Annotated in this window: 29 protein-coding genes and 1 riboswitch; of the genes, 11 read left to right on the top strand and 18 right to left on the bottom strand. The window is 40.3% G+C overall.

The features are described 5' to 3' along the window. Positions 1-26: 26 nt before the first annotated feature. The 3 genes from LEP1GSC192_RS06830 (at position 27) to LEP1GSC192_RS06820 (ending at position 1922) form a co-directional block, all read left to right on the top strand. Positions 27-317 (top strand): STAS domain-containing protein, encoded by a 291-nt coding sequence (locus tag LEP1GSC192_RS06830; RefSeq protein ID WP_036089317.1) that lies wholly within the window; start codon positions 27-29, stop codon positions 315-317. Positions 318-417: 100 nt separating this feature from the next. Further along, complete coding sequence (locus tag LEP1GSC192_RS06825; protein WP_232420979.1) at positions 418-822, top strand: hypothetical protein; 405 nt, start codon at positions 418-420, stop codon at positions 820-822. Continuing rightward, positions 819-1922 (top strand): tetratricopeptide repeat protein, encoded by a 1104-nt coding sequence (locus LEP1GSC192_RS06820; RefSeq protein ID WP_020769413.1) that lies wholly within the window; start codon positions 819-821, stop codon positions 1920-1922. The genes LEP1GSC192_RS06825 and LEP1GSC192_RS06820 overlap by 4 nt, the downstream gene beginning before the upstream one ends. On the opposite strand, the gene LEP1GSC192_RS06815 is transcribed toward LEP1GSC192_RS06820, so the two are convergent. The 6 genes from LEP1GSC192_RS06815 to LEP1GSC192_RS19910 all read right to left on the bottom strand — a co-directional run bounded on the left by LEP1GSC192_RS06815 (position 1923) and on the right by LEP1GSC192_RS19910 (position 5548). Next, on the bottom strand, positions 1923-2381 hold the full coding sequence (locus LEP1GSC192_RS06815; RefSeq protein ID WP_052005209.1) for a YbaN family protein: 459 nt from the start codon (positions 2379-2381) through the stop codon (positions 1923-1925). It abuts the gene before it with no gap. 49 nt (positions 2382-2430) lie between these two features. Beyond that, positions 2431-3840: an NAD(P)(+) transhydrogenase (Re/Si-specific) subunit beta gene (locus LEP1GSC192_RS06810; RefSeq protein ID WP_020769001.1), complete on the bottom strand. Its 1410-nt coding sequence runs from the start codon at positions 3838-3840 to the stop codon at positions 2431-2433. 7 nt (positions 3841-3847) lie between these two features. Beyond that, positions 3848-4129, bottom strand: coding sequence for an NAD(P) transhydrogenase subunit alpha (locus LEP1GSC192_RS06805; RefSeq protein WP_020769315.1), 282 nt, complete (start codon positions 4127-4129; stop codon positions 3848-3850). Between the two features lie 64 nt (positions 4130-4193). Beyond that, entirely contained in the window at positions 4194-4901 is a 708-nt protein-coding gene (queC, locus tag LEP1GSC192_RS06800; RefSeq protein ID WP_020769242.1) for a 7-cyano-7-deazaguanine synthase QueC, read from the bottom strand. A gap of 3 nt (positions 4902-4904) precedes the next feature. After that, positions 4905-5282 carry a 6-carboxytetrahydropterin synthase QueD gene (gene queD / locus LEP1GSC192_RS06795; RefSeq protein WP_020769321.1) on the bottom strand — a complete coding sequence of 126 codons (378 nt, stop codon included), beginning with the start codon at positions 5280-5282 and terminating at the stop codon, positions 4905-4907. 116 nt (positions 5283-5398) lie between these two features. Continuing rightward, a complete protein-coding gene (locus LEP1GSC192_RS19910) occupies positions 5399-5548 on the bottom strand; it encodes a hypothetical protein (protein WP_008594055.1) in 150 nt (49 codons plus the stop codon). 300 nt (positions 5549-5848) lie between these two features. On the opposite strand from LEP1GSC192_RS19910, the gene LEP1GSC192_RS06790 reads away from it, so the two are divergent. Then, positions 5849-7810, top strand: coding sequence for a methyl-accepting chemotaxis protein (locus tag LEP1GSC192_RS06790; RefSeq protein ID WP_020769346.1), 1962 nt, complete (start codon positions 5849-5851; stop codon positions 7808-7810). Here LEP1GSC192_RS06790 and LEP1GSC192_RS06785 read toward each other — a convergent pair whose 3' ends face one another. Next, the gene (locus tag LEP1GSC192_RS06785; RefSeq protein WP_036089234.1) at positions 7811-8752 is read right to left on the bottom strand and encodes a cation diffusion facilitator family transporter; all 942 of its coding nucleotides are present in this window, start codon (positions 8750-8752) and stop codon (positions 7811-7813) included. A gap of 93 nt (positions 8753-8845) precedes the next feature. Between LEP1GSC192_RS06785 and LEP1GSC192_RS06780 the strand changes: the two genes are divergently transcribed. The 3 genes from LEP1GSC192_RS06780 (at position 8846) to LEP1GSC192_RS06770 (ending at position 11747) form a co-directional block, all read left to right on the top strand. Next, on the top strand, positions 8846-9457 hold the full coding sequence (locus LEP1GSC192_RS06780; protein WP_036089315.1) for a uracil-DNA glycosylase: 612 nt from the start codon (positions 8846-8848) through the stop codon (positions 9455-9457). 148 nt (positions 9458-9605) lie between these two features. Continuing rightward, positions 9606-10562, top strand: a complete 957-nt coding sequence (locus LEP1GSC192_RS06775; RefSeq protein WP_020769404.1) for a YjgN family protein — start codon at positions 9606-9608, stop codon at positions 10560-10562. 21 nt (positions 10563-10583) lie between these two features. Beyond that, complete coding sequence (locus LEP1GSC192_RS06770; RefSeq protein WP_020769263.1) at positions 10584-11747, top strand: M48 family metallopeptidase; 1164 nt, start codon at positions 10584-10586, stop codon at positions 11745-11747. 138 nt (positions 11748-11885) lie between these two features. Here LEP1GSC192_RS06770 and LEP1GSC192_RS06765 read toward each other — a convergent pair whose 3' ends face one another. From LEP1GSC192_RS06765 to LEP1GSC192_RS06755, 3 genes are all read right to left on the bottom strand, one after another. Then, positions 11886-12812 carry an alpha/beta hydrolase gene (locus LEP1GSC192_RS06765; protein WP_020769073.1) on the bottom strand — a complete coding sequence of 309 codons (927 nt, stop codon included), beginning with the start codon at positions 12810-12812 and terminating at the stop codon, positions 11886-11888. Between the two features lie 14 nt (positions 12813-12826). Continuing rightward, complete coding sequence (locus LEP1GSC192_RS06760) at positions 12827-13891, bottom strand: alpha/beta hydrolase (RefSeq protein ID WP_020769012.1); 1065 nt, start codon at positions 13889-13891, stop codon at positions 12827-12829. Positions 13892-13969: 78 nt separating this feature from the next. Continuing rightward, on the bottom strand, positions 13970-14683 hold the full coding sequence (locus LEP1GSC192_RS06755; RefSeq protein ID WP_020769352.1) for a fatty acid desaturase CarF family protein: 714 nt from the start codon (positions 14681-14683) through the stop codon (positions 13970-13972). Positions 14684-14908: 225 nt separating this feature from the next. Here LEP1GSC192_RS06755 and LEP1GSC192_RS06750 point away from each other — a divergent pair, with 225 nt between their 5' ends. Beyond that, on the top strand, positions 14909-17293 hold the full coding sequence (locus tag LEP1GSC192_RS06750) for an ATP-binding protein (protein WP_036089232.1): 2385 nt from the start codon (positions 14909-14911) through the stop codon (positions 17291-17293). A gap of 3 nt (positions 17294-17296) precedes the next feature. On the opposite strand, the gene LEP1GSC192_RS06745 is transcribed toward LEP1GSC192_RS06750, so the two are convergent. The 3 genes from LEP1GSC192_RS06745 to msrA all read right to left on the bottom strand — a co-directional run bounded on the left by LEP1GSC192_RS06745 (position 17297) and on the right by msrA (position 18899). After that, the gene (locus tag LEP1GSC192_RS06745; RefSeq protein ID WP_020769320.1) at positions 17297-17842 is read right to left on the bottom strand and encodes a TetR/AcrR family transcriptional regulator; all 546 of its coding nucleotides are present in this window, start codon (positions 17840-17842) and stop codon (positions 17297-17299) included. Between the two features lie 3 nt (positions 17843-17845). Further along, complete coding sequence (locus LEP1GSC192_RS06740) at positions 17846-18229, bottom strand: hypothetical protein (protein WP_020769258.1); 384 nt, start codon at positions 18227-18229, stop codon at positions 17846-17848. Between the two features lie 136 nt (positions 18230-18365). Next, positions 18366-18899: a peptide-methionine (S)-S-oxide reductase MsrA gene (msrA, locus tag LEP1GSC192_RS06735; protein ID WP_020769121.1), complete on the bottom strand. Its 534-nt coding sequence runs from the start codon at positions 18897-18899 to the stop codon at positions 18366-18368. A gap of 119 nt (positions 18900-19018) precedes the next feature. On the opposite strand from msrA, the gene LEP1GSC192_RS06730 reads away from it, so the two are divergent. After that, complete coding sequence (locus LEP1GSC192_RS06730) at positions 19019-19456, top strand: DUF1564 family protein (protein ID WP_020769349.1); 438 nt, start codon at positions 19019-19021, stop codon at positions 19454-19456. A gap of 7 nt (positions 19457-19463) precedes the next feature. Here LEP1GSC192_RS06730 and LEP1GSC192_RS06725 read toward each other — a convergent pair whose 3' ends face one another. The 4 genes from LEP1GSC192_RS06725 to LEP1GSC192_RS06710 all read right to left on the bottom strand — a co-directional run bounded on the left by LEP1GSC192_RS06725 (position 19464) and on the right by LEP1GSC192_RS06710 (position 21929). Then, on the bottom strand, positions 19464-19889 hold the full coding sequence (locus LEP1GSC192_RS06725) for a cyclic nucleotide-binding domain-containing protein (protein WP_020769013.1): 426 nt from the start codon (positions 19887-19889) through the stop codon (positions 19464-19466). Between the two features lie 4 nt (positions 19890-19893). Beyond that, complete coding sequence (locus LEP1GSC192_RS06720) at positions 19894-20331, bottom strand: Crp/Fnr family transcriptional regulator (RefSeq protein WP_232420978.1); 438 nt, start codon at positions 20329-20331, stop codon at positions 19894-19896. A 197-nt stretch (positions 20332-20528) separates the two neighbouring features. After that, positions 20529-21053 (bottom strand): hypothetical protein, encoded by a 525-nt coding sequence (locus LEP1GSC192_RS06715; RefSeq protein ID WP_020769271.1) that lies wholly within the window; start codon positions 21051-21053, stop codon positions 20529-20531. A 168-nt stretch (positions 21054-21221) separates the two neighbouring features. Beyond that, a complete protein-coding gene (locus LEP1GSC192_RS06710) occupies positions 21222-21929 on the bottom strand; it encodes a universal stress family protein (RefSeq protein WP_020769286.1) in 708 nt (235 codons plus the stop codon). A gap of 94 nt (positions 21930-22023) precedes the next feature. After that, a riboswitch (cyclic di-AMP (ydaO/yuaA leader) is annotated at positions 22024-22151 on the bottom strand. A 203-nt stretch (positions 22152-22354) separates the two neighbouring features. On the opposite strand from LEP1GSC192_RS06710, the gene LEP1GSC192_RS06705 reads away from it, so the two are divergent. Then, entirely contained in the window at positions 22355-23245 is an 891-nt protein-coding gene (locus LEP1GSC192_RS06705) for a GNAT family N-acetyltransferase (protein WP_036089230.1), read from the top strand. A 54-nt stretch (positions 23246-23299) separates the two neighbouring features. Here LEP1GSC192_RS06705 and LEP1GSC192_RS06700 read toward each other — a convergent pair whose 3' ends face one another. Then, on the bottom strand, positions 23300-23614 hold the full coding sequence (locus LEP1GSC192_RS06700; protein ID WP_020769139.1) for a pyrimidine/purine nucleoside phosphorylase: 315 nt from the start codon (positions 23612-23614) through the stop codon (positions 23300-23302). A 281-nt stretch (positions 23615-23895) separates the two neighbouring features. Here LEP1GSC192_RS06700 and hrcA point away from each other — a divergent pair, with 281 nt between their 5' ends. Continuing rightward, positions 23896-24924, top strand: coding sequence for a heat-inducible transcriptional repressor HrcA (gene hrcA, locus LEP1GSC192_RS06695; RefSeq protein ID WP_020769009.1), 1029 nt, complete (start codon positions 23896-23898; stop codon positions 24922-24924). The last annotated feature ends 9 nt before the right edge of the window (positions 24925-24933 follow it).

The following is a 24933-nucleotide window of genomic DNA, read 5'->3' as shown; positions in this document are numbered from 1 at the left end:
AGGCCAAAAAAGGACTCAAATCGAAAATGGGTGAAAATTCGGAGATTATCGAGATCAAACCGGAGCTAACTGCCCTTTTTAACGACTATTACGCATTTCGAAACCAGTTAATGGATGCGATCGCCAAAAAGCCGGTTAAAATCGTCTTGGATCTGGGCAAAATTCCCGTGATGAATTCCATTTCTATTAGTTCCTTGGTTTGGTTCTGCAAAAACGCTAAGTTAGAAGGGATCGAGATCGATATTAGGGAAATACATCCCGACCTGATGAAAACATTTGAAGTGCTCAAGATCGACGAGTACTTTCAGCGAATCTAAAATTCGCTTAGAGCCTCACTTTATTCCTCAAATCGCTTTAGGTCCCCGGGGGCTCGGGAATTCCCTGGACATCCTTACTATAGGATATAGCTTGGCTTCCATGAAAAAAATTCTTTTTTCCTTAGCGATCTTATCCTTATTTATAGGCTGTCAACCTCCACTACAAGAGAGAATTTTAGGTATCTGGGAAAGAACCGCCGTTTGTGCAGCCGACGGACAGTGTAAAAATTCGGATCCGGGTAAGGCTCCTAAACTTTCTATCTTTAGACCAGGACTTGCGATCTACGAAAACCCGGAAGATCCAGAAAATCAGCGCAGAATAGAATACGAGTTTTATGAGAAAGAAACCAAGTCTAGAGAGCCTGAACTTATATTTAGGTTTTTGAATCTAGGATTCGATATTCGTTATATAGTGAAAAAAGCGAATAAAGAAACTTTAGAACTACTCAATCCGGATCTGAACAATACCGAAGTTTATAAAAAGTTAGGTCCTGCTCCCGAATGATCTTCTGTCGGAAGAATATTTCTGCATTACTCCTAGGTTTTATATTTTTATTCGGAGCGAACCTAGGATCAAAGGAAACCGAACTTTCCGACGAAAACCAATCGATAATTGCCCCTTCTCCGGAAGGGGAATTACCTCTTCCCCCTCAACCGACCGACCAAAGCGAAGTTTCTAGAAGAAAATACCAGATCCTTGCCCTGAATACGGAGACCATCAATCTCTTAAGATCCAATGCTTTAGCAAGAGCCCAAACAAATATAGAACGTTTGAAAAAGTTGGATCCGGATTGTTTGGAGTATCATTATCTGAACGGCGCGTATCTGTACGTAATAGGAAGATATCCCCAATCTAAAAAAGCGCTTTTAAAAGCGGTAGAGATTAATCCAAGTCATGATCCATCCTATTACCTTCTCGGAATGATATTTGTAAGAAGAAGTAAATGGGAATCTTCCGTCCCCTATTTCCAAAAAGCGGTAGAGCTTGCGAATTATAACCCATTTTACAGATTGAATATGGCTCTGGCTTATTTCGAAACAGGGCAATATCTGAAAGCAAAAGCAGAAGCGGAGAAGGGAATAGAGCTCAAGCCGAATTACAGGAATTTAAAACTCATATTATTAAAAGTGAATTTTCTTTTGGGAAATAAAGCCGACGCTCTCGCCCAATGTAAGGAATTTGCAAAAGAAGGTTTTGTTCACAGGGAATTCGCTTATATTTATGCACGTCTTACGATGGATATAGATAAAAATTTCCGTAAGGCGATCAAATTATACAATCAGTTCCCTGATCTTCCTTTTAACGAAAAAAGATTTTTGGCCCATGCTTACTTTCACACTTCGAATTACAGGGCTTCTGCAAACGTGTATTCTATCATTTCGGGTTCTAAGATCCTCTCGGAAGAGGATCGGATCAACTATCTCAGATCTTTGGTGTATATTAAGGATTACCGAAGGTTAGAAACTTTTGTCGCTTCATGGATGTTGGAAGAACCTGAAAAAAAATTAAAGATCCAAGAAGCATTGGATACAGCGGAACTTTTGAGAGAGAATGATCCGAAAGTATATCATATGCTTCCTTCCCGTTCACCGTATAATAACTGATTATTCGGAAACTTCTTTCTTTTTAGTCGGAAAGCGGAGAATATAATAGATTACGCATACACCAATCACTGCCATTCCGATCCTAACTTGCAGGATCGGTGCGAATATCGCGCTGATAGTCATTGTGATCACGATTGTGGAAACGGAGATGATCTTTGCTCTTAGAGGGATCGCTTTGTGTATTCTCCAATCCCTAATAAAACTTCCGAAATATTTATTATTCATCAGCCAGTTATAGAATTTTTGAGAGGCCCTCGCATAACAAGCTGCGGTTAAAAGTAAGAACGGAGTAGTAGGTAAAACCGGGGTAAAGATCCCGATAATTCCCAGAATTAAGGATATGGTCCCGATTATGATCAATAAATAACGAACGAATCCATATCTGTGAAGTTTTACTTCATGGCTATAATCCTTTTGTTCTGCCAACGGAATGCTCCTACATAAAAAAAGGGAGGCCATAGCCTCCCTTTTGCAAGGATCATTTCCGATATTTTTCGGAAAAACCTTCTTAGGTATCCTTGAGTGCAGTCACGATCTCTTGGGTGGCTTTTTTACCATCTTGGAAATACATGAGACAGTTTTCTTGGATGAAAAGCGGGTTAGGAACCCCTGCAAATCCCGGGCTCAAGGAACGTTTGATCACGATAATGGTTTTTGCTTTGTCCACATCTAGGATCGGCATTCCAGCGATTGGAGAACCTGGATCCGTTTTTGCCAGAGGATTCACGACGTCGTTTGCACCGTTAATGATAACTACGTCCACAGTGTTGAAAGTAGGATTGATCTCGTCCATTTCCTTCATTTTGTCGTAAGGAATATCAGCTTCCGCCAATAGAACGTTCATGTGACCAGGCATCCTTCCAGCAACCGGATGGATTGCAAATTCAACTTCGATCCCTTTATCTGTAAGTTGGTTGTAAAGTTCGCGAACTGCGTGTTGTGCTTGGGCAACCGCCATTCCGTAACCGGGAACGATCACCACTCTTTGAGCCATATCCAGTAACATAGCCACTTCTTCTGCGGAAGTAGATTTTGTTTTTCCGGCGTAGATGTCCCCGGAATCCGCGGAAGACGTCGCTGCTCCAATTCCTCCGAAAAGAACGTTTGGAAGGGAACGGTTCATCGCCTTACACATAATTTGAGTAAGAAGGATCCCGGAAGCTCCAACAAGAGATCCGGAGATGATGAGTACGTTGTTTCCTAAAACGAATCCTGTAGCGGAAGCAGCAAGTCCCGAATAAGAGTTCAGAAGAGCGATTACCACCGGCATATCCGCTCCACCGATCGGAATTACTAACAGAACTCCGAGGACGGAAGCGACTAATACGATGTACCAGTACCACTCGATCTTAGTAGGCTCGGTTACGTTCAAATAACCTAAGTAAAGCGCACCGATCAAAAATAGAACTTTAACGATCTGGTCTCCGAAGTAGCGAACGGCTTTCTCGGAGATCAAACCTTGCAGTTTTCCGAATGCGATCAAACTTCCTGTAAGAGTTACGGCTCCGATAATACCGGTTGCCGCAGTGGAGATTGTGAACTGGAAATCAGCAAGTTGTTTTGTATCATGACCTGGTTGTAGGATCTCCATCAAGGAGTTTCCACCGACTAAGAAGGAAGCGAGTCCTCCAAGTCCGTTTAGAAGGGCCACAAGCTGAGGCATTCCTGTCATTTCTACTTTAAGAGCGATAAAAGTTCCGATTGTGGTCCCGACTAGGATCGCCGCACCGATAATGATGATATCACTTTGGTTGATGGTTCCATATTCGAAGAATACTCCCACAACCGCTAGGAACATTCCGAATGCTCCGGTAAAATTTCCTCTCACCGCAGTTTTAGGGTGAGAAAGTAACTTTAATCCAACGATAAAAAGGATACTGGAGATAAGATAAATGAGGTTGATATACGCTTTTTCCATTTATGGTTTAATCCTTTTTCTTGAACATTCCCAACATACGGTGAGTTACTACGAACCCTCCGATCACGTTGACGGTTGCCGCAACAATTGCTAGAAATCCTAATACTTGAATGATCCAATGATTGGTTGTATGAAGAGTTAGGATCGCCCCGATGATCGTGATCCCTGAAATGGCATTAGAGCCTGACATAAGAGGGGTATGTAATAAAGGAGGAATACGGTTGATGACCTCGATTCCTACGAACACTGCGATTAAAAATATCGTCAGGTAGCTTACGAACTGTTCCATATTAGCTTCCTATGGACGGCGGCGGGAAAAAATCCTCAAAACCGATGCCTTAAAATCTGTTCGTTCACTTTTCTGGGACGCCTGCTTCCTGAAAACCCTTTTTTCGAAGCAGGCAGGAGTCGCATTTTCCGCAAGGTTTGCCTCCGACGGGATCGTAGCAAGAATGAGTCATGGCAAACGGAACGCCTAATTTAGAGCCTAATAAAACGATCTCTTTTTTATCCAGGAACTGCAAAGGTGTGCAGATCTCAAGAGGATGACCTTCCGCTCCTGTTTTGGTCCCGAGACGGATTGCATCAGAATAAACTTTGATAAATTCAGGTCTGCAATCCGGATAACCGGAATAATCCAATGCATTCACGCCAATATAGAGTCTCTTGGCTCCGATACCTTCTGCCAGAGAGACTCCGAAAGATAAAAATAAAATATTTCTTCCTGGAACGTAAGTGTTTGGGATCTCAGAATGCCCCAAAGAATTTTTAGGTACCTTGATCTTCTTTTCAGTAAGGGAAGAACCTTGGAAAAATTCAGGATTCAATTTTTGGATCAGATGAGGTATATCTAAAAGTTTTGCGATCTTTTTGGCCGATTTCAGTTCTTGTTTGTGTTTTTGATTATAGTCGAAGGAAAGAGCTATAGGAGAATAACCGTCTTGGATTGCTTGGAACAAACAAGTAGTGGAATCCAAACCGCCTGAGAAAAGAACGACTGCCTTTGGATCTTTAGAATGAGATTTCGTTCGAACGCTGTTCGACTTAGCAGAAGGACTCATCTTTTATTTCTCGGAAGGTCCGTTATAAACACAGGCGCTAGTACAAGTTTCGTTTAAAGTGATCTTGTATAAAAGAGGAAGCTCAGGTCTAAGTTTTTTCCACAACCAAATGCTGATATTTTCGCTGGTAGGATTTTCTAGACCTTCGATCTCATTCAAAAGATAATGATCTAGATAGTTTTCGAGAAGCGGTTTAACAACCTTACTAACTTCTGCGAAGTCCATCAACCAACCTGTTTTTTCGTCTACCCTACCTTTCAGATGTAATTTGAATCGAAAACTATGTCCGTGCATCCTTCTGCACTTATGACCTTCCGGAACATTCGGAAGGAAATGTGCGGCATCGAAACGAAATTCTTTGGTAAGTTCTATTTCTTCCATTTAGACATTGGATGAGTGGTTGGTTCTGGAAAATGAAAGCCCGGTTTCGGAGAACCGATCCGGGAATACATGGACCGACTTTGTGAATCCGGTCTTAAGAAGGCTCAGGTAGCGGATTACTTTTTAACCAGTTCTTTCAGGATTTCCTGTTTTTTTTGGTCCTTCTGAAATTCGTTTAATACCAGCCACTCACGTTTGATCTGTTTCTCGTTAATACCTTTTGCTTCCGCGTATTTTTTGAGAAGTTTAGCTGTTTTTTGGTTCATACCAACCAAAATCCGGGTCGTTTCCGCCCTGTCAAGTATAGAAGGTTTGTTCAGGAGTATGGAATTGAAACATGTTCAGGAATATTCGAATGAAAAAGAAAACCAATTATGTCCAAAATAAGCCTGAATAATAACCGCAATAACATAAGCCCCAACGAAAAATCCACCAAAGGAGAGATATTGTCCCCGTAGGCCTATATCGAATGTTGATAATTTTCAACCTCTGTGTTTGTTAATTTACTCCTTTTGTCTCGTCAAAATCAATCCAAAAGCGTTAGGAACGTTAACCGGTAGAGAAAAATGAAAAATTGGAAAATTTGGCAGAGGATTTTATTTTTATCCGTATTTCTTTCATTACCTTACCCATTCATAATCTATTTTTTAGTCTCGGAACAAAATATACGAATCGAGTTCGCTGAAAAGGAATTATCCGGTGTTCATTTATTAAGAAGAGTTATGCACCTATGGAAGGATCAAAAAACGGATTGGTCTACAAAGATGAAAACTTTCGATCACGAATTCAGAAATTCAAAATTAATAATAGAACTTTCTCCCACTTTGGAATTATTCAAAAAGGAAACCCCTAATCAAAAATCTCCCGAATTATCTGAAAGGGAAATCAATAAACTTTTAGAATTGAATAACAGAATCGGAGATGTTTCAAATCTCATTTTAGATCCTGACTTGGATACGTACTATCTGATGGATATCGTACTCATACGTATACCTATACTCTATAAATTATTGGAAGAGATAAATCGTATGAATCAAGAGCGGGGGGCAAATTTCGAAAGTTTCCAAGTAAGGCTAATTTCCAAATCCGGAGTGTTAACAGAAACGATTTCTGGAATGGACCGAGGCATCTCAGTGATTCTCGAAACTAATTCTGATTATAATAATCGATTACTTACTCCATATTCCAGGTTTAAATCCGGTCTGATAAATTTAAATAATCTAATATCGAATGTAAATGGAACAGAAGATTATCGGAAGCAATTATCCGAAGAATTGTTAAATATTTCGAAATATACAGAAGATCTGTATCAAGCATCTTCTGATTCTCTTGAACAAGGTTTAATAAATAGGATAAGCAGTTTAAAAATTCGTAATTATTCGATTCTCGGGTTCATTTTTGTTTTGTTAACGATTCCTGTCGTTGGTATCGCGATTACATTGTTTAAATTATCTTCCCAATTCGGGAATGTCGTTAAAAGGATGGAAGGAATTGCCGTAGGAAAAGGGGATCTTACGAAACGATTGGATGAGAATGCCGGTGCGGAATTCGGGGAGATAGCGGTCGGTTTTAATACGTTCGTCGAAAGAATTCGTTTGGTTTTGGCGGACGTAATTCAAGTGACAGAAGGATTAAAAGAGATAGCCGATTTGAACGTCTCCGTTTCGGATACATTAGAAAAGACTTCGAGCAATAATTTTTCTTCTATTCAGGAGTTGACTGCGACGACGGAAGAAATTGCATCTTCCTCCGAATTTGTTACCAATACCGTTGAGGCAGAGATTGAAAGTTTATCTTTTCTAACGGAAAAAGCCGGGGAACTCTCGATTCTAATAGAGAGGATCTCTAATGGGATCCAAGTAGTAAAAACTTCAATGGAAAGAATGAAACAAGTAGCGAATGAAAGCGAAACGAATCTAGGGTCTCTTGTGAAGACTATCGATGGTATTTCTAAAAGTTCGGACAAAATCGGTAAAATTGTGGATATCATTAATGAAATCGCCGAAAAAGTGGAATTGCTCGCAATCAACGCGTCCATTGAATCTGCAAGGGCCGGAGAGGCAGGAAGAGGATTTGCAGTGGTGGCTTCCGAAATTACTAAGTTAGCCGAACAGACTTCGCAGAGTATATTAGAAATACGCAAAATAGTAGTTAATAATTCGGAAGAAGCCCAAGCCGGTAAGTCTGCAGTAGATGCCTCAGTAAATTCTTGGCGATTGATCACCTCCGGAGTGGATTCTATTTTTGATGGGTTAAACGAAATGACTCTACTTCTTCCGGAGGAAATGAAAATAAAGGAAAAATTGGAAGCTTCTATTACTACTATAAAGGAAAGATCTTTGTCCATCAGCGCAAGTACGATTGAACAAAAGAATGCGTTGCAAGAGATTGCTTCTAAAGTATATCAGATCAATGAGTCGATCGAGGAATCGAACGGATCCACAAAATCATTAAAAGCCCGCACTTCGGAAATGAATTCGAAGACGAACCGACTTAGGGAATTAGTGGATTCCTTCAGGATCCACTGATCAGCATTCCTGATACGGACATTCCGCACCTGCAGGTTCTAATTCCACAGTTGCATGAGGGATATGGAATTCTTTAGTGATATTACGGATCTTCTCCTTTAATTTCTGAGCTTGCGCGATGGAAGTTTCCTGAACGCCGACATGAAGTGTAAGAACATGATAGTCTCCATCCATAGACCAAAGATGAAGATCATGAACTGAGCGAACCCCCTTTAATTTCAAGATCCGATTTTCTAATTCTTTGGTATCGATCCCTTCCGGAGAAGATTGCAGATGTAAAAGAAGTATCTTTCTAAGATTGCGGAATGATTGGATGCCGACCCAAAGAGAGATTGCTATGGATAAGACAGGATCCACCCAAGACCATTTGAATAACAATAAAGCGATACTTCCGAAGAATACCGCGACCCATCCTAACACATCTTCTAAAAGATGAAGGAATGCAGTCTTTGCATTTAGACCGGAGCTGTTTTTTAATTTGAATAACGCAGCTCCGTTTACGATCACACCTAATACGGAAAGTCCTAACATTCCCCAGCCGTTTGGTGAACCTGGTTCTTTCAATTTGGAAATAGCAAAGAATAAGATCCCGAAAGATCCTAAGAATAGAACAAAAGAATTTACTAATGCGGCGGAAAGACTAAGTCTTCGGAACCCGAATGTGAACGTTTGGGTCCTTGGTTTTGCTGCGATCTTTTGAAAGATCCAAGCAAGAGCTAAAAATCCGCTATCTCCCAGATCATGGAGTGAATCCGAAAGAATGGCCAAACTATCGAAAAAATAACCGCCTACAAATTCGATCCCGGCAAATCCGAAGTTCAAAAGGAACGCGAATAAGAATGCACGGGAGTTTTCAGGCATAGAAGTCGAATGCGGATCGCCCGAATGAGAGTGAGAATGTTCATGATGATCATCGTGAGAATGATGATGATGTCCGTGCATGGATCTAAGATAAAGAACGGTTCGAAATCTTCCAGTCACTTTTTTAGAAATTGGTTGCAGGATAATAGGTTCTCTTTATCGATAAGGGTAGGTATGAGTGAAACTTCGAAAGAACAAGAGTTGGAGATCATCGCAAGAGAAGTGGCTCCTTGTGTTCGATGCAAATTGAGTAAGACTCGGACTCAAACCGTGTTCGGAGAAGGTAATCCGAATGCGGAAGTTATGTTCATAGGAGAAGGTCCAGGGAAACAAGAGGACCTGACAGGCAGGCCCTTCGTAGGAAAAGCGGGAGAATTATTAACTAGGATTATTGAAAGAGGGATGGGAGTTTCTAGAGACAGCGTCTACATCGCGAACATCACAAAATGTAGACCTACAGTAGATCTAAAATTTGAAAAGGACAGACCCCCCGAAGAAGATGAGGTGATCGCATGTTCTCCTTTTTTACTAAGGCAAATTTCGATCATACAACCTAAAGTGATCATTACCTTAGGAAATCCCTCTACTAGATTTATTTTGAGAACAAAAGAAGGGATCACGAAACTTAGGGGAAATTGGGGAGACTTTCACGGGATCCCTGTCATGCCAACTTACCATCCAAGTTACGTAATCCGCAACGGTGGAGAGAATAGTCCCTTAAAAAGAGACGTTTGGGAAGATATAAAAAAAGTCTTGGAACGACTGGGTTGGAAACGTTCCGGGTAGTATAAAATAGATCCTATTCCAATGTAAAAGGAAATCGGTTGGAAATTTGTTTCTTGCAGACGGGAAACAGAGATCTAATCTGACCCTCTGTTTGTAAACTTTTGCGTAATCCTTGATTTACGAATAGGGAATCTTTCAGGAGAATGAAATGGAAAATTCAACGACCCGGGCCAAGTTTGATGGGACCGGATGGGAATTGCTTAAATTATATCTTTTTAATGCTTTAGCTACCATCAGTACTTTAGGTATTTATTCATTTTGGGCAAGGGTAAGGGTCGAAAAATACTTAAGACAACATACCGTTTTTTTGGGACAAAGGTTTGATTTTCACGCCACCGGTCTGGAAAGATTTTTAGGATTCTTAAAAGCGGCTCCGATCGCAATTATCCTATTCTGCGCGATCAAATTTCCGTTACAATGGTGGGTCTTTTCTCCGGAATTTGAACCTCTCTCCAACTTGATCCCGATCTTCCTTCTTTTATATATATTAGGACCTTTTATTTTCGTAGGAAGATTGAGATTTCATTTAAGTAGGACGTCTTACAATAATATCCGATTTCATTTCGCGGGAAGAGTACTGGAACTTGTTAAAATTTTCCTAATCGGCCTTCCGCTTACGATTATCACATTCGGATTTTATTCTCCCTGGTTCACGATACGTCTGAAAAGGTTCCAGATAGAAAATACGTATTACGGGAACGCAGGGTTCAAATTTGACGGTAAGGGGGGATCTTTATTTTGGATCCATATAAAAGGTTTCCTTCTTCTTTTGCCGACATTAGGATTTTACACTTTTTGGTGGCAGGCAAACGTTTATAACTATTTTTGGAATCACACCACGGTAAACGGGATCAGATTCAAGTCCAATTTAAAGGGAGAAGATATACTGGTTTATACCATCCTTTCCTATTTGGCGATCTTGTTCTCTTTAGGTTTGGCATTTCCTTGGATTGCCGTGATTTGGTACAAACTATTTTATGAAGCGATCTCTCTGGAAGTGGAACCGGATCTTAGCCAGATCCAGCCTGAATATGACAAGGGAGCTTCCGCATTGGCAGAAGGATTTGAAAGTTCTCTGGAAGCATTAGCGGATATCTTCGACTAATACTAATCCGAGAAAATACAGATGAAAGATAAACTATACGACGGAAAAACGGCTGTCCCTTTTCAGGGGAATCTGGTCTCGGAGGAAGACAAGATAATCTTTCTCTCGGATCAGAAAACCGTTAGTTTCCAATATTCCGATATTCTAAACTTAGATCCCGTCGGTCGGGAATTTAGATTAGAGATCAGAAATCCGGAAAATCCAACTCATAGTTTTATAATCGTATTTTATTCGAAAGAAAGTTATACCTCGATTCTTTTGGGAAGAAAGTCCCTGAGAAAGTTACCTTTTTTAGATCTTTGGCAGAATGCCAATTTTGGTGTTAAGATCGGAGCCTTAATACTTACCGCAATATTGGCTTTTTCAGTTTATAATACGGGGCTTTCTTACGCATATTTTTTTGTCCCGACCAGTTACGATAAAAAACAATCACAAGTAATGTCAGGATGGGTCCGGGATTATTTTTCAGAATGTTCTTCTCCAAGTTTAAAATCTACCTTGAAGAAGATCGGCAAAAAGCTGAAGGATGAGGACGATCCCTTTGATTACGATATTATAGTGATCGATGACGATGTGTTTAACGCATTCGCTATGCCGGGTGGGACCATAGTGGTTTTTACGGAACTATTAAAAAAGACGGAAACTCCGGAAGAACTCGCAGGAGTATTGGCCCATGAAATGGCCCATATTCACAAAAGGCACGGAGTCCGAAGGCAGATCCGCTCTGCGGGGAATGTAGTATTATTGTCCTTAGGTATCGGTTCCGGATTTGAGGGAGTGGACATGTTGGAAAATATGGACTCTCTTTACGAAGTCTTAAGCGTAACTATATACGACCAAAAATTCTCCAGAGAATACGAATCCGAAGCGGATGAGATCGCATTGGAAAAATTAAAAAAATCGAATCTAACCGGAGAAGGTTTTTTGAATTTTTTTAAAAGGATCCAGGAAGAATACGAAGTCCCAGTAGAAGGGGAAGAAGAAAAAGACACTGTCAATGTCCCGGATTTTTTAAGTTCTCATCCTGCTACGCAAGAGAGAATAGAATATGTGAAAAATATAATCTCTCATCCCGACTATCCAAAAGGAAAATTAGGGATTTCGAATAAAGAATGGAATCGTATCCGCGGGCTTTGTTCTCCTATTAAACCGAAAAAGGAATTTAAGAATCCACTGGAGTTGTAATCTTTCTACAACCCCTTCTAACATTTTGTTGGAACTCCTACAAGACCAGGAATTTACAGTTTACACGAAGTTGGAATTCCAACATAACTTTCGACGTGCGGTTCGGAGCTTACTGGAATTCCTGCATCGCCGTCCGAATTACTCTCCTTTCTTCTTAGCCAACCAATCCGCTATTTTTTGATAAATATCGGAAGGAGCTGATTCATGTGCAAATAAGGAAAGATGGTCATAGTCTATCTTTCCTCCATTGTCCCTTCCTACTTCGAAAAACTGAGAAAATCCTCTTTTTCTACGATATACCGGATGGATAGATTCTGAAGTTGCAATATTGTCCAACTTACCTGCGACAAAAAGAGTAGGAAAATCCATTAATTCGAAATCGGTCCAAACCTTCGGATTTTCTTCCAATGGAGGGAGATAGTTCCACAATGTTTGGTAAAGATATAAAGTAGTCGGATTATCCTCGTCCAAAGAAATAAATCTAGAGCAGAAACTATCTTTGTTCTTGCAGGAATTGGAAAGGTCAGTGCCGAATCGTTTCTCTTTTTTCATATCATCCAAAAAACTATCGTTGTATTTATAATCCATTCCGGTCCCTAAAAAGAAAACCTTTGAGATTGCAGGATCTTTTTTGAATCGTATATAATGAAGAATTGCCTGACCTCCAACGGATACCCCGCCTAAAATGTAATCTTTTCGATTGCTTAAACCTTGGACTTGAGAGACGGCTTGTGGGAGTAGTTTTTCTCCGACTTCTTTCAGATCTAAACCGGGATACACTTCGAAATGTAAAAGGAATACCGAGAATCCATTGCCGCTTAGTACTCCGATCAATCCGTTATAATCACCCAGGTATAAGGACTTTTTATTCACTAGGATAGGATCCAATAGTAGGATAGGCGGATAGTCCGAGCTATGTTTTAAAAAGTTTGTGAGATATACGTTAGACGCAATATTTGCCGTCTGATTTTTAAAAGTTTCTTCCGTGATCACTGCGTATCGAGTGCATGAGAGAAGCAGAAAAATGGAAAAAAAGAAAAATATGATTTTGTTTTTGAATTTCATTTTATGATCCGGAGTTAATTTCTTTTGTTCAGCCACTGGATGATCGTCGGGAATACTTCGTCATCCGCCTTTTTTCCTACCACTAGGTCCGTATGACCATAGTCCTCTGAGAAACCTTTCCCTTTAGAAAGTACGAATAATGTTTTATCGGTAGAACCTAATTGGTCGTAAACGTATCGGAGAGAATATGCGAATCCTAGTTTATCCCTTCTGCCCGCTACGAGTAATACGGGGATCTTGATATTTCCAAAACCTTGGGTGTAGATCAACTTACCGTCTTCGGAACGGAATTGTCCTGTTTCTACGATCTTATCCATCTGTCTTGCTTCTCTTTTAGATACTGTTGCGATAGAGTCGGTAAAGATCCCAGATACAATTTTCGGTTCTATATTCGGTTGGTGCCAAAAAACTTCTTCGAAACTTTTTTTAGGAAAGATCGGGAGTCCCGTTCCTCCCCGGATGCCAGACCAGGTTTCCGTCGGGACTGCCGGCCAAAGGTTCATAAGCCAAGTAAAACTAGACCATAATTTTAACGCGTCGGATGGGGGATCCATGATTGCGGGAGAACCTATCGCTACGAAGTTAGCGACTCTATTTTCTCCTAAACTTCCGAGTCTTGCGTATTGCAGCATTCCTCCCATACTATGACCGATCCAGTTCACCTTCTCCTTGCCGGTTGTTTTAAGAACATATTGGATCGCTGCATCCGCATCTTGTTTTATATAATCATCTATGGAATAATCGAAAGTTTTATCTCCCCAAAATAAAGATGGAGATCCGGCTTCTTGTTTTCCTCTTAGGTCCAAAAGCCAAACGTCGTAACCTTCTTTTTGAAGATGTGCGACAATCGACGACTTTTCATTGATCTTAAGATAGATACGATTCGCTATGAATCCATGACAAAGAATCACAGGATATTTTTTTTGTGAAGTTCCTTGTAGAGGAGGAAAATGTTCCAGAGTCAGATCCCAACCGTCGGAGGTCTTTGGATGAAGGATCTCACCTTTTAACGCGATATTCGCGGAACAAGAAACGATTAGCGGTACGCATACGAAGAATGCGGAGAGAAAACGAAGCATACCCGCGATCCTCCTCCTTGCCGAAATGGAATCAAGGAAAATTCCAAATCAAAATGGAAGTAAAGAACGATGTTCGTATTATCGGATGTGTAGAAGATCTAGAAAGGAATTCACAGACTTCTTCACTGCCGGAAAAAATCGTATCTTGTGCAGTAACGGATTCCACCAACCGGTGGTAATACAAAAATACGTATCGTATGGAGCGGTATGATGTATTTTATGGTGTTCAGGAGAAAGTATCCAATGTTTTTTTTGCATGTATCTAATGAACGTATTGGGCTCATCTTGGTGGGCCCATTTATGGATCTGGTTCGTGAAAAAGATCCCGACTAGAACTAAGGTCCAAAATGTTCTCATCCAAGGAAAATCCCCGCTTTTTAAAGGAGCAAAAAAACAATACAGAAGGATCGGAAGAGAAACTAGACAATTATTTCCGTTCGTTTCTACGAAATCATGTCTTGTGATCCCTTTCGGGTCTACATGATGGTCCCTAAAAGGAAAAATGAAAGCTGGACCGATATAAGGAGTGAATTCGTTCCCGAAACTATCTCCTAAAAAATGAACGAGGCCTGAAAGAAAATCAGCAGCAATATAAGCTAAGAATAAGAGAGCTAAAAGTTTGGAAAAGAAGATCCAGGGAGAATCCTGCAAAATCGGCAAGGACATCTTTGCAAACTGATACAGGCACATTCCTAAAAAAACTAAAAATAAAAGTATGCTTAGAACTTCCACGAGTCTGTGGATCTTAAAAGGAGAAGGAAATAGATTTTTCAGGAAATTCATGATTCTCATTTATACCATGTCACCTGGTTTGCAAAAATTTTTTTACAAGATCTGTTTATACGGATAAAAAAAGATCCCTTCAAAACCGATACATAAGAGACAGATCGACTAAAAATTTAGATCTTTCGGATTAATGGAATGTTTTGATCTTACTTGAATTTTATAAGGATCATTAAATCCCGCTTTTCAATCTTGTGCAAGAAATTCTAAATTGGCAAGTCAACGGCATTAAGAATGATTCTGCGACGTCTTAAAAGATTAATTTATCCTCCACTGTCAGCAGACGCCGAAAAAGAGGTTTCGATAAAACTTCTTTATGGTCTGATGTATGTCACCTTTACCGTTGCGGTCCTCTATCGTATCATTCATCCGCTCATTTCTGAAAAACCTAAGAATGTTTATTATTCCTTTTATATCATTCCTACTGCGGTGATCCTTTGCCACCTTCTTGCCAAATCGGGGAAGGTAAAACTAGGCGCCCATCTCATGATCTTTTTAGAATGGCTTGCACTTTGTATCGTGTCATTGAGAGAAGGCGGAGTTTATGCCATATCTTTCTCTCAGTTTATGATCATAATTGTTCTCGCTTCTTTGATCCTGGGGAAAGCTGGGGCTTTATTTTATACATTATTGTCCTTCTTTACCGGACTTGTAAGCATCTATTTAAAATCCAAAGGGATGATACCTGCGCCAAATTATCCGGTGGGAGAATGGTCCGTCTTCATTGGAAATTCAGTAGGTTTGTTTATGGCCTGGATCCTGATGAAATTCGGACTATCGGGATTATCTAAAATACGAGAAGAATTATCCAGGGCACAGATCGATGCTAAGTTAGGCGGAATTACGATAAATTTGGAAACTAAGGAAGTGACCTTATCAAAAGAATATCGTATCATGTTGGGGGATAAAACCGCCAAAGGAGCCATAACGATGCTTATGGATCAATTTTTGGAAAAATACGTAGAAACGGAGGATAAGGAAAAAATTATTTTTACACTTTCCGAAGGAGCAAAAAATTTCAATGATCCTTCTTTCTCCGTTGAATTTATTTTTAAGGCCAAGGGTGACGACGGGAGAACCAGATATATTTTAGCAAAGGGGAAATATAAAGATTCCATAATGGGTTATGGGACCGGCCAGGATATTACCGAAAAACATATCGCCGGTGAAGAGATTAAAGCGAGCCAGGAATTATTTTCCAAAGTTTTCAAATTAAGCCCTTATGCTACATCCATTTCCAATTTCGAAGATGGAAAATATGTGGATATCAATGACGGATTTACCGAATTACTCGGTTATACAAGAGACGATGTAATCGGTCGCACTAGCGTGGAGCTTGGTATCTGGTTAAATTCCGCTGAAAGGGAATACTTTAAGGAAAAGATCAAACGGGACGGATTCTTACATAACGAAGAAGTAATATTCCGGGCCAAAGATGGACGTATGATCCAAGTTGAATTTTCCACTAGATTCGCAGTGATCGACGGAGAAGCCCGTATGATCAATATGGTAAAGGATATTTCTTCCAAAAAAGAGGCTGAAGAATTAAGGATTTTGAACAATGAGATCTCCGCTCAGAACGAATTGATTGCAAGACAAAAAACGGAATTAGAGTCCACACTTGAGTATCTTCAAAAAACTCAAAATCAATTGATACTTTCCGAGAAAATGGCTTCCTTAGGTCAATTGGTCGCCGGGATTGCACATGAGATCAATAATCCCATCGGAGTGATCCGAGCGGCGAACGAGTCCGTCAAAAGCCATTTTGATCGTGTATTGGATAGAATGCAGGAAGCTGCTTCAGTTTCGGAAAATCTTGATAACGAAGCCAAATTGGAATTCCAATCTTTATTAAAAAAAGGAAGAGCCTACCAAGAAATTATTCCACCAAAAGAAGTGAGAGCCAAAACAAAAATTTTAGAATCTCGACTTAAGGAACTTGGGATTTCAGAAGCTAGAAATATAGCGGAAGGTTTGATAGAAGCAGGATTAGAGGCCGCACTAGAAGAATTCCCGAAATTATTTATCGGAGAAAAGGTCCATCAAATTATCCAATATGCCTTGGATGAGATCCAAGCAAGCAGAAGTTCCAAATTAGTGGATATGTCCGTAGACAGAACCTCTAAGATCGTGTATGCGCTTAAAAACTTTTCCCATTTTAGCAATGGTGGACCTAAAACTCCTGTGAATATTAGGGAAAGTATAGATACCGTTCTTACTATTTATCAAAATCAATTGAAGGCGGGCATTGAGATCATTAAAGAATATGATGCAGGAACCTCGATTGTTCCGGGATACTCTGATGATCTGTTACATGTTTGGACCAACCTTATCTACAACGCGGCACAAGCGATGAGCTTCAAAGGAATTCTAAAAATTAACGTAAGCACCGGGAAAGGTAAAGATCATATCTGTATTAAGATTTCGGATAATGGACCTGGGATCCCGGAAGCTATACAAGAAAGGATTTTTGAACCGTTCTTCACAACCAAAGCCCCCGGAGAAGGATCCGGATTAGGCTTGGATATCGCAAAACGAATCGTGGAAAATCATGGGGGATCTATAGGATTCGAAACCTCTCCCCAAGGTACTGCCTTCTTAGTGATCCTGCCGATATAATCCTCATCTTTTTTTGGATGTATTCGGATACGTTTCCGGAACAATATCTTCGTAAATTTTCACCAGATCTTTTTTCGAAATAGAAGAGAAAGCTAAAGTGTAGCTTAGAAAAACGGAATGGATCACTTTCGCTTTGAGTTCTGCGATCTTTTCGGAATAGGTTTCAGATAATAATTTTTTTAAATAATCGATTCTCCATTCATCTACTTCTTTCTGGACTTTTGCTGCGATTGGATCTCTAAAAGACCAGGCTCGGATCGCTCTTTCTGGATTAGATTCTAGATTGCGAGTTAAGACGGTAAGTCTCGCCAAAGCATTATCCGAACTATTTTTTTTAGAAGAAATACGGATCACTTCTAACGTGTTTTTATTTTTCCAATAATTTAGAAGTTGGGAACAATAATCTTCTCTTCCGGAAAAATGATGATAGAAGGAGCCCTTGGTCCTGGAAAGCCCTTTACAAAGTTCTTCGATCACCAAAGACTCCGGTCCTAATTCATACAAGATCCTAAGACCTTCTTTGATCCAATCTTCTTTTCCTGATTTCAATTATTAGATCCCTCTAAAGAACGGAACTGAATATAATAATGTTCCGAGTAAAAACAAAACGGACAATACATGTACCATAACTCGATTCACTCTTAAAAATATGAATTGTTCCAGAAATCTTGCCGCCCAAAATAAACCAAAAAAGAAAATGACGGTTTTGCCTAATGCAGAACCTAAAAGTTCTCCTGAATGGAACCAGGAGATCCAGCCCATCGCGATAAATACTAGGATCAAACATAGATTGAAAATCTGGATAATCGCGTAGTTGGCTCGGCTCATTCGTTTGGATTCCTTCTTCCATTCGAATAATTTCCAAAAGAATAAATGGAATACCGCAAATCCAAGATTAAATACGGCGCCTGATCTGATTAAAATTTCGGAGTCCATATCTCCCTCCTTTTTTCTCAACCTAAAGATAAGCTTTTTCCGGAGTTTGTCAATTTCATACCATACAGTATGGTATGTTTTTTATTAAAATAAAACCCGAAAATATCCGAGTTTTGTCCCAATAATTCGTACGATTTCAGGCAGAAGTTTTCTTTTTCAGGAATTTTTCTATCTTAGGGCGGATCACATAATGACAGTATGGCTGTCCCGGATTCAGTCTGAAGTAATTCTGGTGGTAATTCTCCGCCGGAAAAAACTTCTCTAATGCAACAATCTCCGTCACGATAGGGGAAGCAAACTTAGGACCTGCTTCCGCTCTGGAAGCTTCCGCAATTTCTTTCTGAGTTTGGTTTTCGTATAAGATGATACTTCTATACTGAGGACCTTCGTCGTTGCCTTGTTTGTTCCTAGTAGTTGGATCATGCGCTTCCCAAAAGATTTCTAAAATGTTTTTGTAGGAGATCTTATTTGGATCGAATCCGACTCGGATCACCTCCGCATGTCCCGTCAGTCCGGTGCAAACGGATCTATAATTGGGCGCAGGATCATGACCTCCCGCATAGCCGGAGACAATGGATTCTACACCGTCTACCAATTGGTAGATCGCTTCGACGCACCAAAAACATCCCCCACCTAAAATTGCATATTCCAGATCTTTTTGTTCCGACATTCCATCCTCCTTTCTTATTAGATTTGATTCCGGTCGGAAAGTAGGGTCCCGGAAACATTTTTCCGGATTTACGCGGAAAAAAACGTAAGCGTCGGACCGGAATAGAGACCGGGACGGGTATGAAGTTCAAACTAATATTAAACCCAAAACCCATCAAAAGTAAATCTTGGAAGGCAAAGTCTCCCAGAGAATCTATGCCGGTCTGTACGTTGATCCTGCCGGATAAGTTATTTAAAAATTATCTGAAAAACTGGAGCGGGTCTAGGTCAGGAGCCAGATGCCTAAAGGATTTATTGGAATTGTACGGTCCCGATCTACATTTTCAAGAAAAACTAAATCCGGACTCCACTTTGATGTTGTACCAAAAAAAGGAAGAAGGTAAACAGAAAGACTGGAACCGCCTGAATTTTAGGCCGGATCTAGACGATTGGAACCTTCTAGGCAACTATGCAAGAAAACACGGAGTTTCCAAGTGTTACTTATTTACGTTTTTGTTAAGTAGATATTTTTCGGAAACTCCTTCTCCGGAGGTTTCCGAAAAGAAGAAGGTAGCTTGATCGGAAATTAATCCTTGTTGCGGATCGGATGGATAGGCTGTCCTGAACATAATTTTGCGATCTCGTCTTCTACGGAAACCAATCTATGGATCGTAGTATTGAGAAGCAGTGAAAAAAATTTAGGATTCGTTTGTCCGATCCGATAGAACATTTCCTGGTCCAAGATCCCTATTTTAGCTTTTTCAGTGATCACTCTTGCGGTTGCAGCCCTTGGTACATTGTTGATCAATGCAATCTCTCCGAAAAAAGCTCCGGGTTCCAAATTTCGGATCACTCTTTCTTCTCCGTCATAAGACTTTCTGATCTCTAAAGCTCCTGTGAATACGAAATACATCATACCGTTAGAAGGATCTTTTTCTTTAAAAACTTCTTCTCCGGCTAGATAGGTTTTAACGGAAACGTTATTAATGAATTCTAAAATATTAATTCCCATCTGATCATTCCTTATTTCCTGTCGCTTCTGCGGGAGTTTCGTGGAAGGTACCGGAATCGATAACTTCGGCATTTTCCGGAATTACCGCTTGGTTCTCCGTAATGGGCCCAGCTGCGGTTTTGGATTCTTCTTCCTTTTTATGGATTTCCGCGTATAGGGATTCTAGTTTCATCTCTGCTCGATTCAATTTTTCAAAAGTGTTTTTAAGAAGTAAAAGTAGGAATTGAGGACTTGTTTTTTCCAGTTTTTCAAAAACACCCTTGTTCAGGACCCCAACTTTTGCGGAAGGAGAAAGAACTTGGACGGACATAGCTCTGGCTCTTCCGGATATCAAAGCGATCTCTCCGAAAAATTCTCCCGGAAAAACTTCTTTAATGGATTTATCTCCTTCCTCCGGGCGATTCTTGCTGACCATTAAATGTCCTTGGAAAAGGAAATACATATTTCCGTCGGATTCTTCACCTTCCTTAAAAATGAAGGAATCTTTGGGATAAACTCGAGTAAAAACGCTATGAACGAAATCCAGAATGGTCGGCATTTCATGTAAGACGGGAAAAAAAACGGATATCCGAAACCGGATCCGATTTTTTTCAAAAATCGAATTTGATAAACCGTTCTAAAACACCGTTAGACCGGGTTTTAGTCGAATCCGTCCAAACTGGCTATTGTGAGAAAAGAGAGCATGAAACTTATATAAACTATAATTTGGAATACTGTGGTTAAGATGAGATAAACGGATCTGAATTTTAGGGCGATCGTTTTGGTTAGAAAATTTTCCCAAGTCGCTACAAAGACGATAGGAAAGATCATGAGAAGTTCCGAGCTACTGATCTCCGCCTTAAATAAACTACCAAGTTTAGATCCGATTAGAAATAAAATAAGGCTCACAACGCTAAAAAACAAACCTTTTGCAGTTCCTAAACTTTCTCGGGTCTCCGAAAATTTTTCCAAAAATAGGTTCCGAAAAGAAGCTAATCCCGCATTATATAAAATTAATATAGTAACTACCAACCAGATCAATCCCCCAATTTCAGTGTTAGTTGCGGACGTTTGACTTCTATTAATAGGGGAAGAATAAGTCGCTACAAAAATAAATATCGATATGGCGGAGATTATGGATAGAATGAAAAGAATTAGAACAGGATTTAAAATTTTGGATTTCAAGTGCGCCTTCCGATTTCGGGAAGGATCTAACGCTTTGTACTTTTAGGCAAGGAAAAGATAATATTATAAAAAAAGACCGCCTGTTTTCAGTAAGGCGGCGATTACAAATAATGCTGCTAAGAAATTGTTATACGGAGAGTATAATTTTCCGAAACTTAGACTATTATTTTAATTTCCCTTTCTTAAGATTAGAAAGGAGAGTCCTTTTCTATCCAAAAGAGCCGAGTGAAAAGATTTATAGGTCCCGTAATCTAGGATTGCCAAATTTTTGGTTTGGTCCGCGGCTGCGTTCAAAGAAAATGGGATCCAAGGTTTAAATTGATTGGATTGGTTCAACCCGAACTCCGACTGATTTACGCCAGAAAGGACAGGGATCGGTTTTTCTATAAAAGCAGAAAGACCGGTGGAGAATGGAAAAAGTGGAGCCGAATCCAGACCTGGAGAATAGATAATCGGCTCGATCGGAGCGACTAATCCGTTATCCGCAAGTACTGCGATATCCAGATCGGACAATTGTCTGAGCACATCTCCTACTTTTCCTCCTAGCAGATCCTCGGAGAATAACGAACGCGCTGCACCTAATAGAAGTAAATCGATCTGTTTACTTTTTGCGATCTCGACAATACCCGGCACTACCCAGTCGGAAGGAAATCCAACGGTTTCAAAATCGAATTCGGAACCGGCAGCTTCTTCTCTTACTGCTTGGAAAATTTCGTCTTCTTCTAATATTGGAAACCCTTCGGATCTAGATTCCACTGAAACGACGTGTAACGCTACTATGGAAAGGTTTTCGCGGGACTTTGAGAATAGTGCCCTTGTTAGCCCGAAAAGTTTTGCTCCCATCTTGGGATTGGCAAAAGAAATTAGGACTTTCATTTTCGCCTCCTAGGTTATAATTTTCCCGGAACTATTTCGTTGGATGAAAAAATCCCGAGGTCAGAATGAGCCGGGAAGATTGGGAGGGAACTCCTGGTCTTCTCTCCATGCTTACGAAGTTAGCTGACGGGCTAGGAAAGAGAGATTTCCCCCGTGAGAACGGTTAGCCCCAAAAATTGGTTCCTCCGCTCCGATTTCTGTCGGATTAAGCAGACTCTAAACGAAGTGTAGCTTGGAAAACGAATTTGTCAAGTAGTAGAATAGAAGCTAAATGTTGACAAAATACCTTGGTACATACAGATTAAGACCAGCCATGACTCCGACCCACCTCTAAAATTTTCCGAAACAAATCTAAGTTACAAAATGCGCATTCTAATCATCGAACTGCGCAGGTATATATATTGTCTTTAAGAAAAGGAAAACTTATGAACAGAGGTGTATCCACGGTCTCGAGTTATAGAGACAGATCCGACCTGAGAGAAAAATATTTCGAATTTACTCCCCAGGCTTTGTATGGGGCTGACTTTCGTCCTTGGTTCGAAAAAGGAGGTTGGTCTGAAAAGTACCATCCCAATTCATTGATCGATCCGGAGGGAAAAATCCTATCTAACGTTTCCGTAATGGAAATGGACGTTCTTCTTTTAGGAGATAGAAGGAGCGCAATTCAACTCGGGGCAGTAGGAACTCTCCCCGATTATAGAAAACAGGGTCTGTCCGCAAAACTGATACGAACCGTTTTGGAAAAGTATTCGAACGGCTTGGTATTTCTTTTTGCAAACGATTCCGTTACCGATTTTTATCCTAAGTTCGGATTTCGAAAAGTGGAAGAAATTTGGTTCAGAGCGGCATATCCTGAAAGTATTTTAGGGAAAGGAAAGAAAAAGCATTACAGAATTCTAAATCCAAATTTTGCACAAGATGTGGAGATCTTGAAAAGGATCTCATCTTTTTCGTTGCCTACAACGGAAATTTTCGGGGCTATGGGATACGGTTCGATCCTACTTTTTTATTTTTTAGCGGGAGAATCTTTTCAGTTCCTATACGACGATTCGGAAAATTCGATCTTAGTTATTGGGAGGGAAGACAAAACATTATGGATTTATGATGTTTTGTGCGATAGAAGGCCCGATCTTGAAAAACTACTTGCTTCTTTAGGAATACCTGAGGCCGCCGAGATTCGATTCGGTTTTTCTCCGGAAAAATTCGATATTCGTTGCGAAAAATTCGAGGCGCCTTTTGAGTCACCTCTGTTTGTGAAGGGAGAATTTCCGGTTCCAGAAAAGTGCTTTAAATTTCCGATTTTAGCTCAAACCTGAAATCGATATAAAAGGCCGTTTTCGTTCGGATAAGACGAGAACGGCCAAATAGATTTATTTAATATAGGAACAGCAATAATCGCTCAGCTTATTAACGTTTAGTTTAAATTTGGAATTTGCAGGAACCTCGAAAGATTGTCCACCTTTGATCTGCTTCCAATCCGTATTTCCGGGCAGTTGGACCAAAAGATCTCCGTCTAAAATTTCCATAATTTCTTTTTCGTCTGTTCCGAACTCGTACTCTCCGGGCATCAAGATACCTAGCGTCTTTTTTTCTCCATTGGAGAATAATACGGTTCTGCTGGTAACTTTGCCGTCGAAGTATACGTTTGCTTTTTTGATTACTGTTACGTTCTCGAATTGTTGCATTTTATAGAATCAAGCTCCGAAACTAAAATTTAGAACGGAGCCTAGAGCGATACCAAATAATCGCTTGGTTCTTCCTACTCATGCCACCTCAAAGGAAACTAAGGTTTCATCCACTTGGCCTTTTAATTTTATCCCTTATGGGATGTATTTTTTCCAATTTTTTCTGTCAGACTAGCTCTGGGACTGCTTAAAATCCAAAATTCTTGACTTTTTTTTGAGCCGTATGGAAACTTGAGAGGTGATTTGGCACTCTAACTTGCAGAGTGCCAATAAGAGTAGATATGGAACTATCCCAAAGACATAGGATGATCCTTAAGGCAACGGTGGACGAGTTTATCCAGGAGAACCGTCCAGTTGGCTCTAAAACATTATTCGACAAACATGATATAGGTTTGTCCCCGGCTTCCATTCGGACCGTTTTAAAGGAACTGGAAGAGATGGGTTATCTCGCTTCTCGGCATACTTCGGGGGGAAGGATCCCGACAGAGATCGGTTATAGATTCTATGTGGATTCGCTGGTGGTTCTTTATGAGTTAACCATCAAGGAAAAACAAAGGATCCAGGAAGAATATCTGAAGATGCAGTTCAAACTGGATCAAATCCTGAAGGCGACTGCAAGTGTTCTCGCTAGTCTTTCCAATTCTGCGGGAGTGGTTTTAGGACCGGCTAAAAGTTTGGACACTCTGAAACACGTGGAATTGATCCATGTGCATGGGGACGAGGTCCTGATGATCATGGTAATGCGTTCCGGAGCTGTCCTGAACCGAAACGTATTTTTGGATCGAAATTACAGCCAGGAAGAGTTGTATCAGATCTCAAAGTATCTGAACGATAACGCGAAAGGTTACGATATGTTCGAGATCCAGGAGAAGGTTATCCCTTCCCTGTTGCTGAGAAAGGATGGACCATTAGATTTTTATAAAGTGTCCGGAGTGATCTCCGCTGCTATGACACCCGATAATTCGGAAGTGTCTTTGTATATCGACGGTCTCAAGAATTTATACGGAAGATTTAAGGATGAAGAGGAAAAACTCAACCAGGTTCTCTCATTGCTGGATGATAAAAGATTCCTCACCGGAATGTTCGGAGAATATTCCGAACACGACGGAGTGTATACCGTTATAGGAAAGGACGGAGACGGAAGAATGGGCGGGGTGAGCATCATTACGTCCGGATATAGAATGGGAGAGAAAAGGATAGGCGCTATGGGAATTATCGGTCCTCAAAGGATGGATTATCATAGAGCGCTTCCTCTTGTGGATTTTACCTCGAAATTAGTTTCGGAGATGATCACACGGATTAGTAAATAAAGGGAGAAC

Source organism: Leptospira sp. B5-022 (assembly GCF_000347035.1).
Classification (GTDB): Bacteria; Spirochaetota; Leptospiria; order Leptospirales; family Leptospiraceae; genus Leptospira_B; species Leptospira_B cinconiae.
Note: the sequence above shows the minus strand (reverse complement) of the source record. Positions and strands in the feature narration are given on the sequence as shown.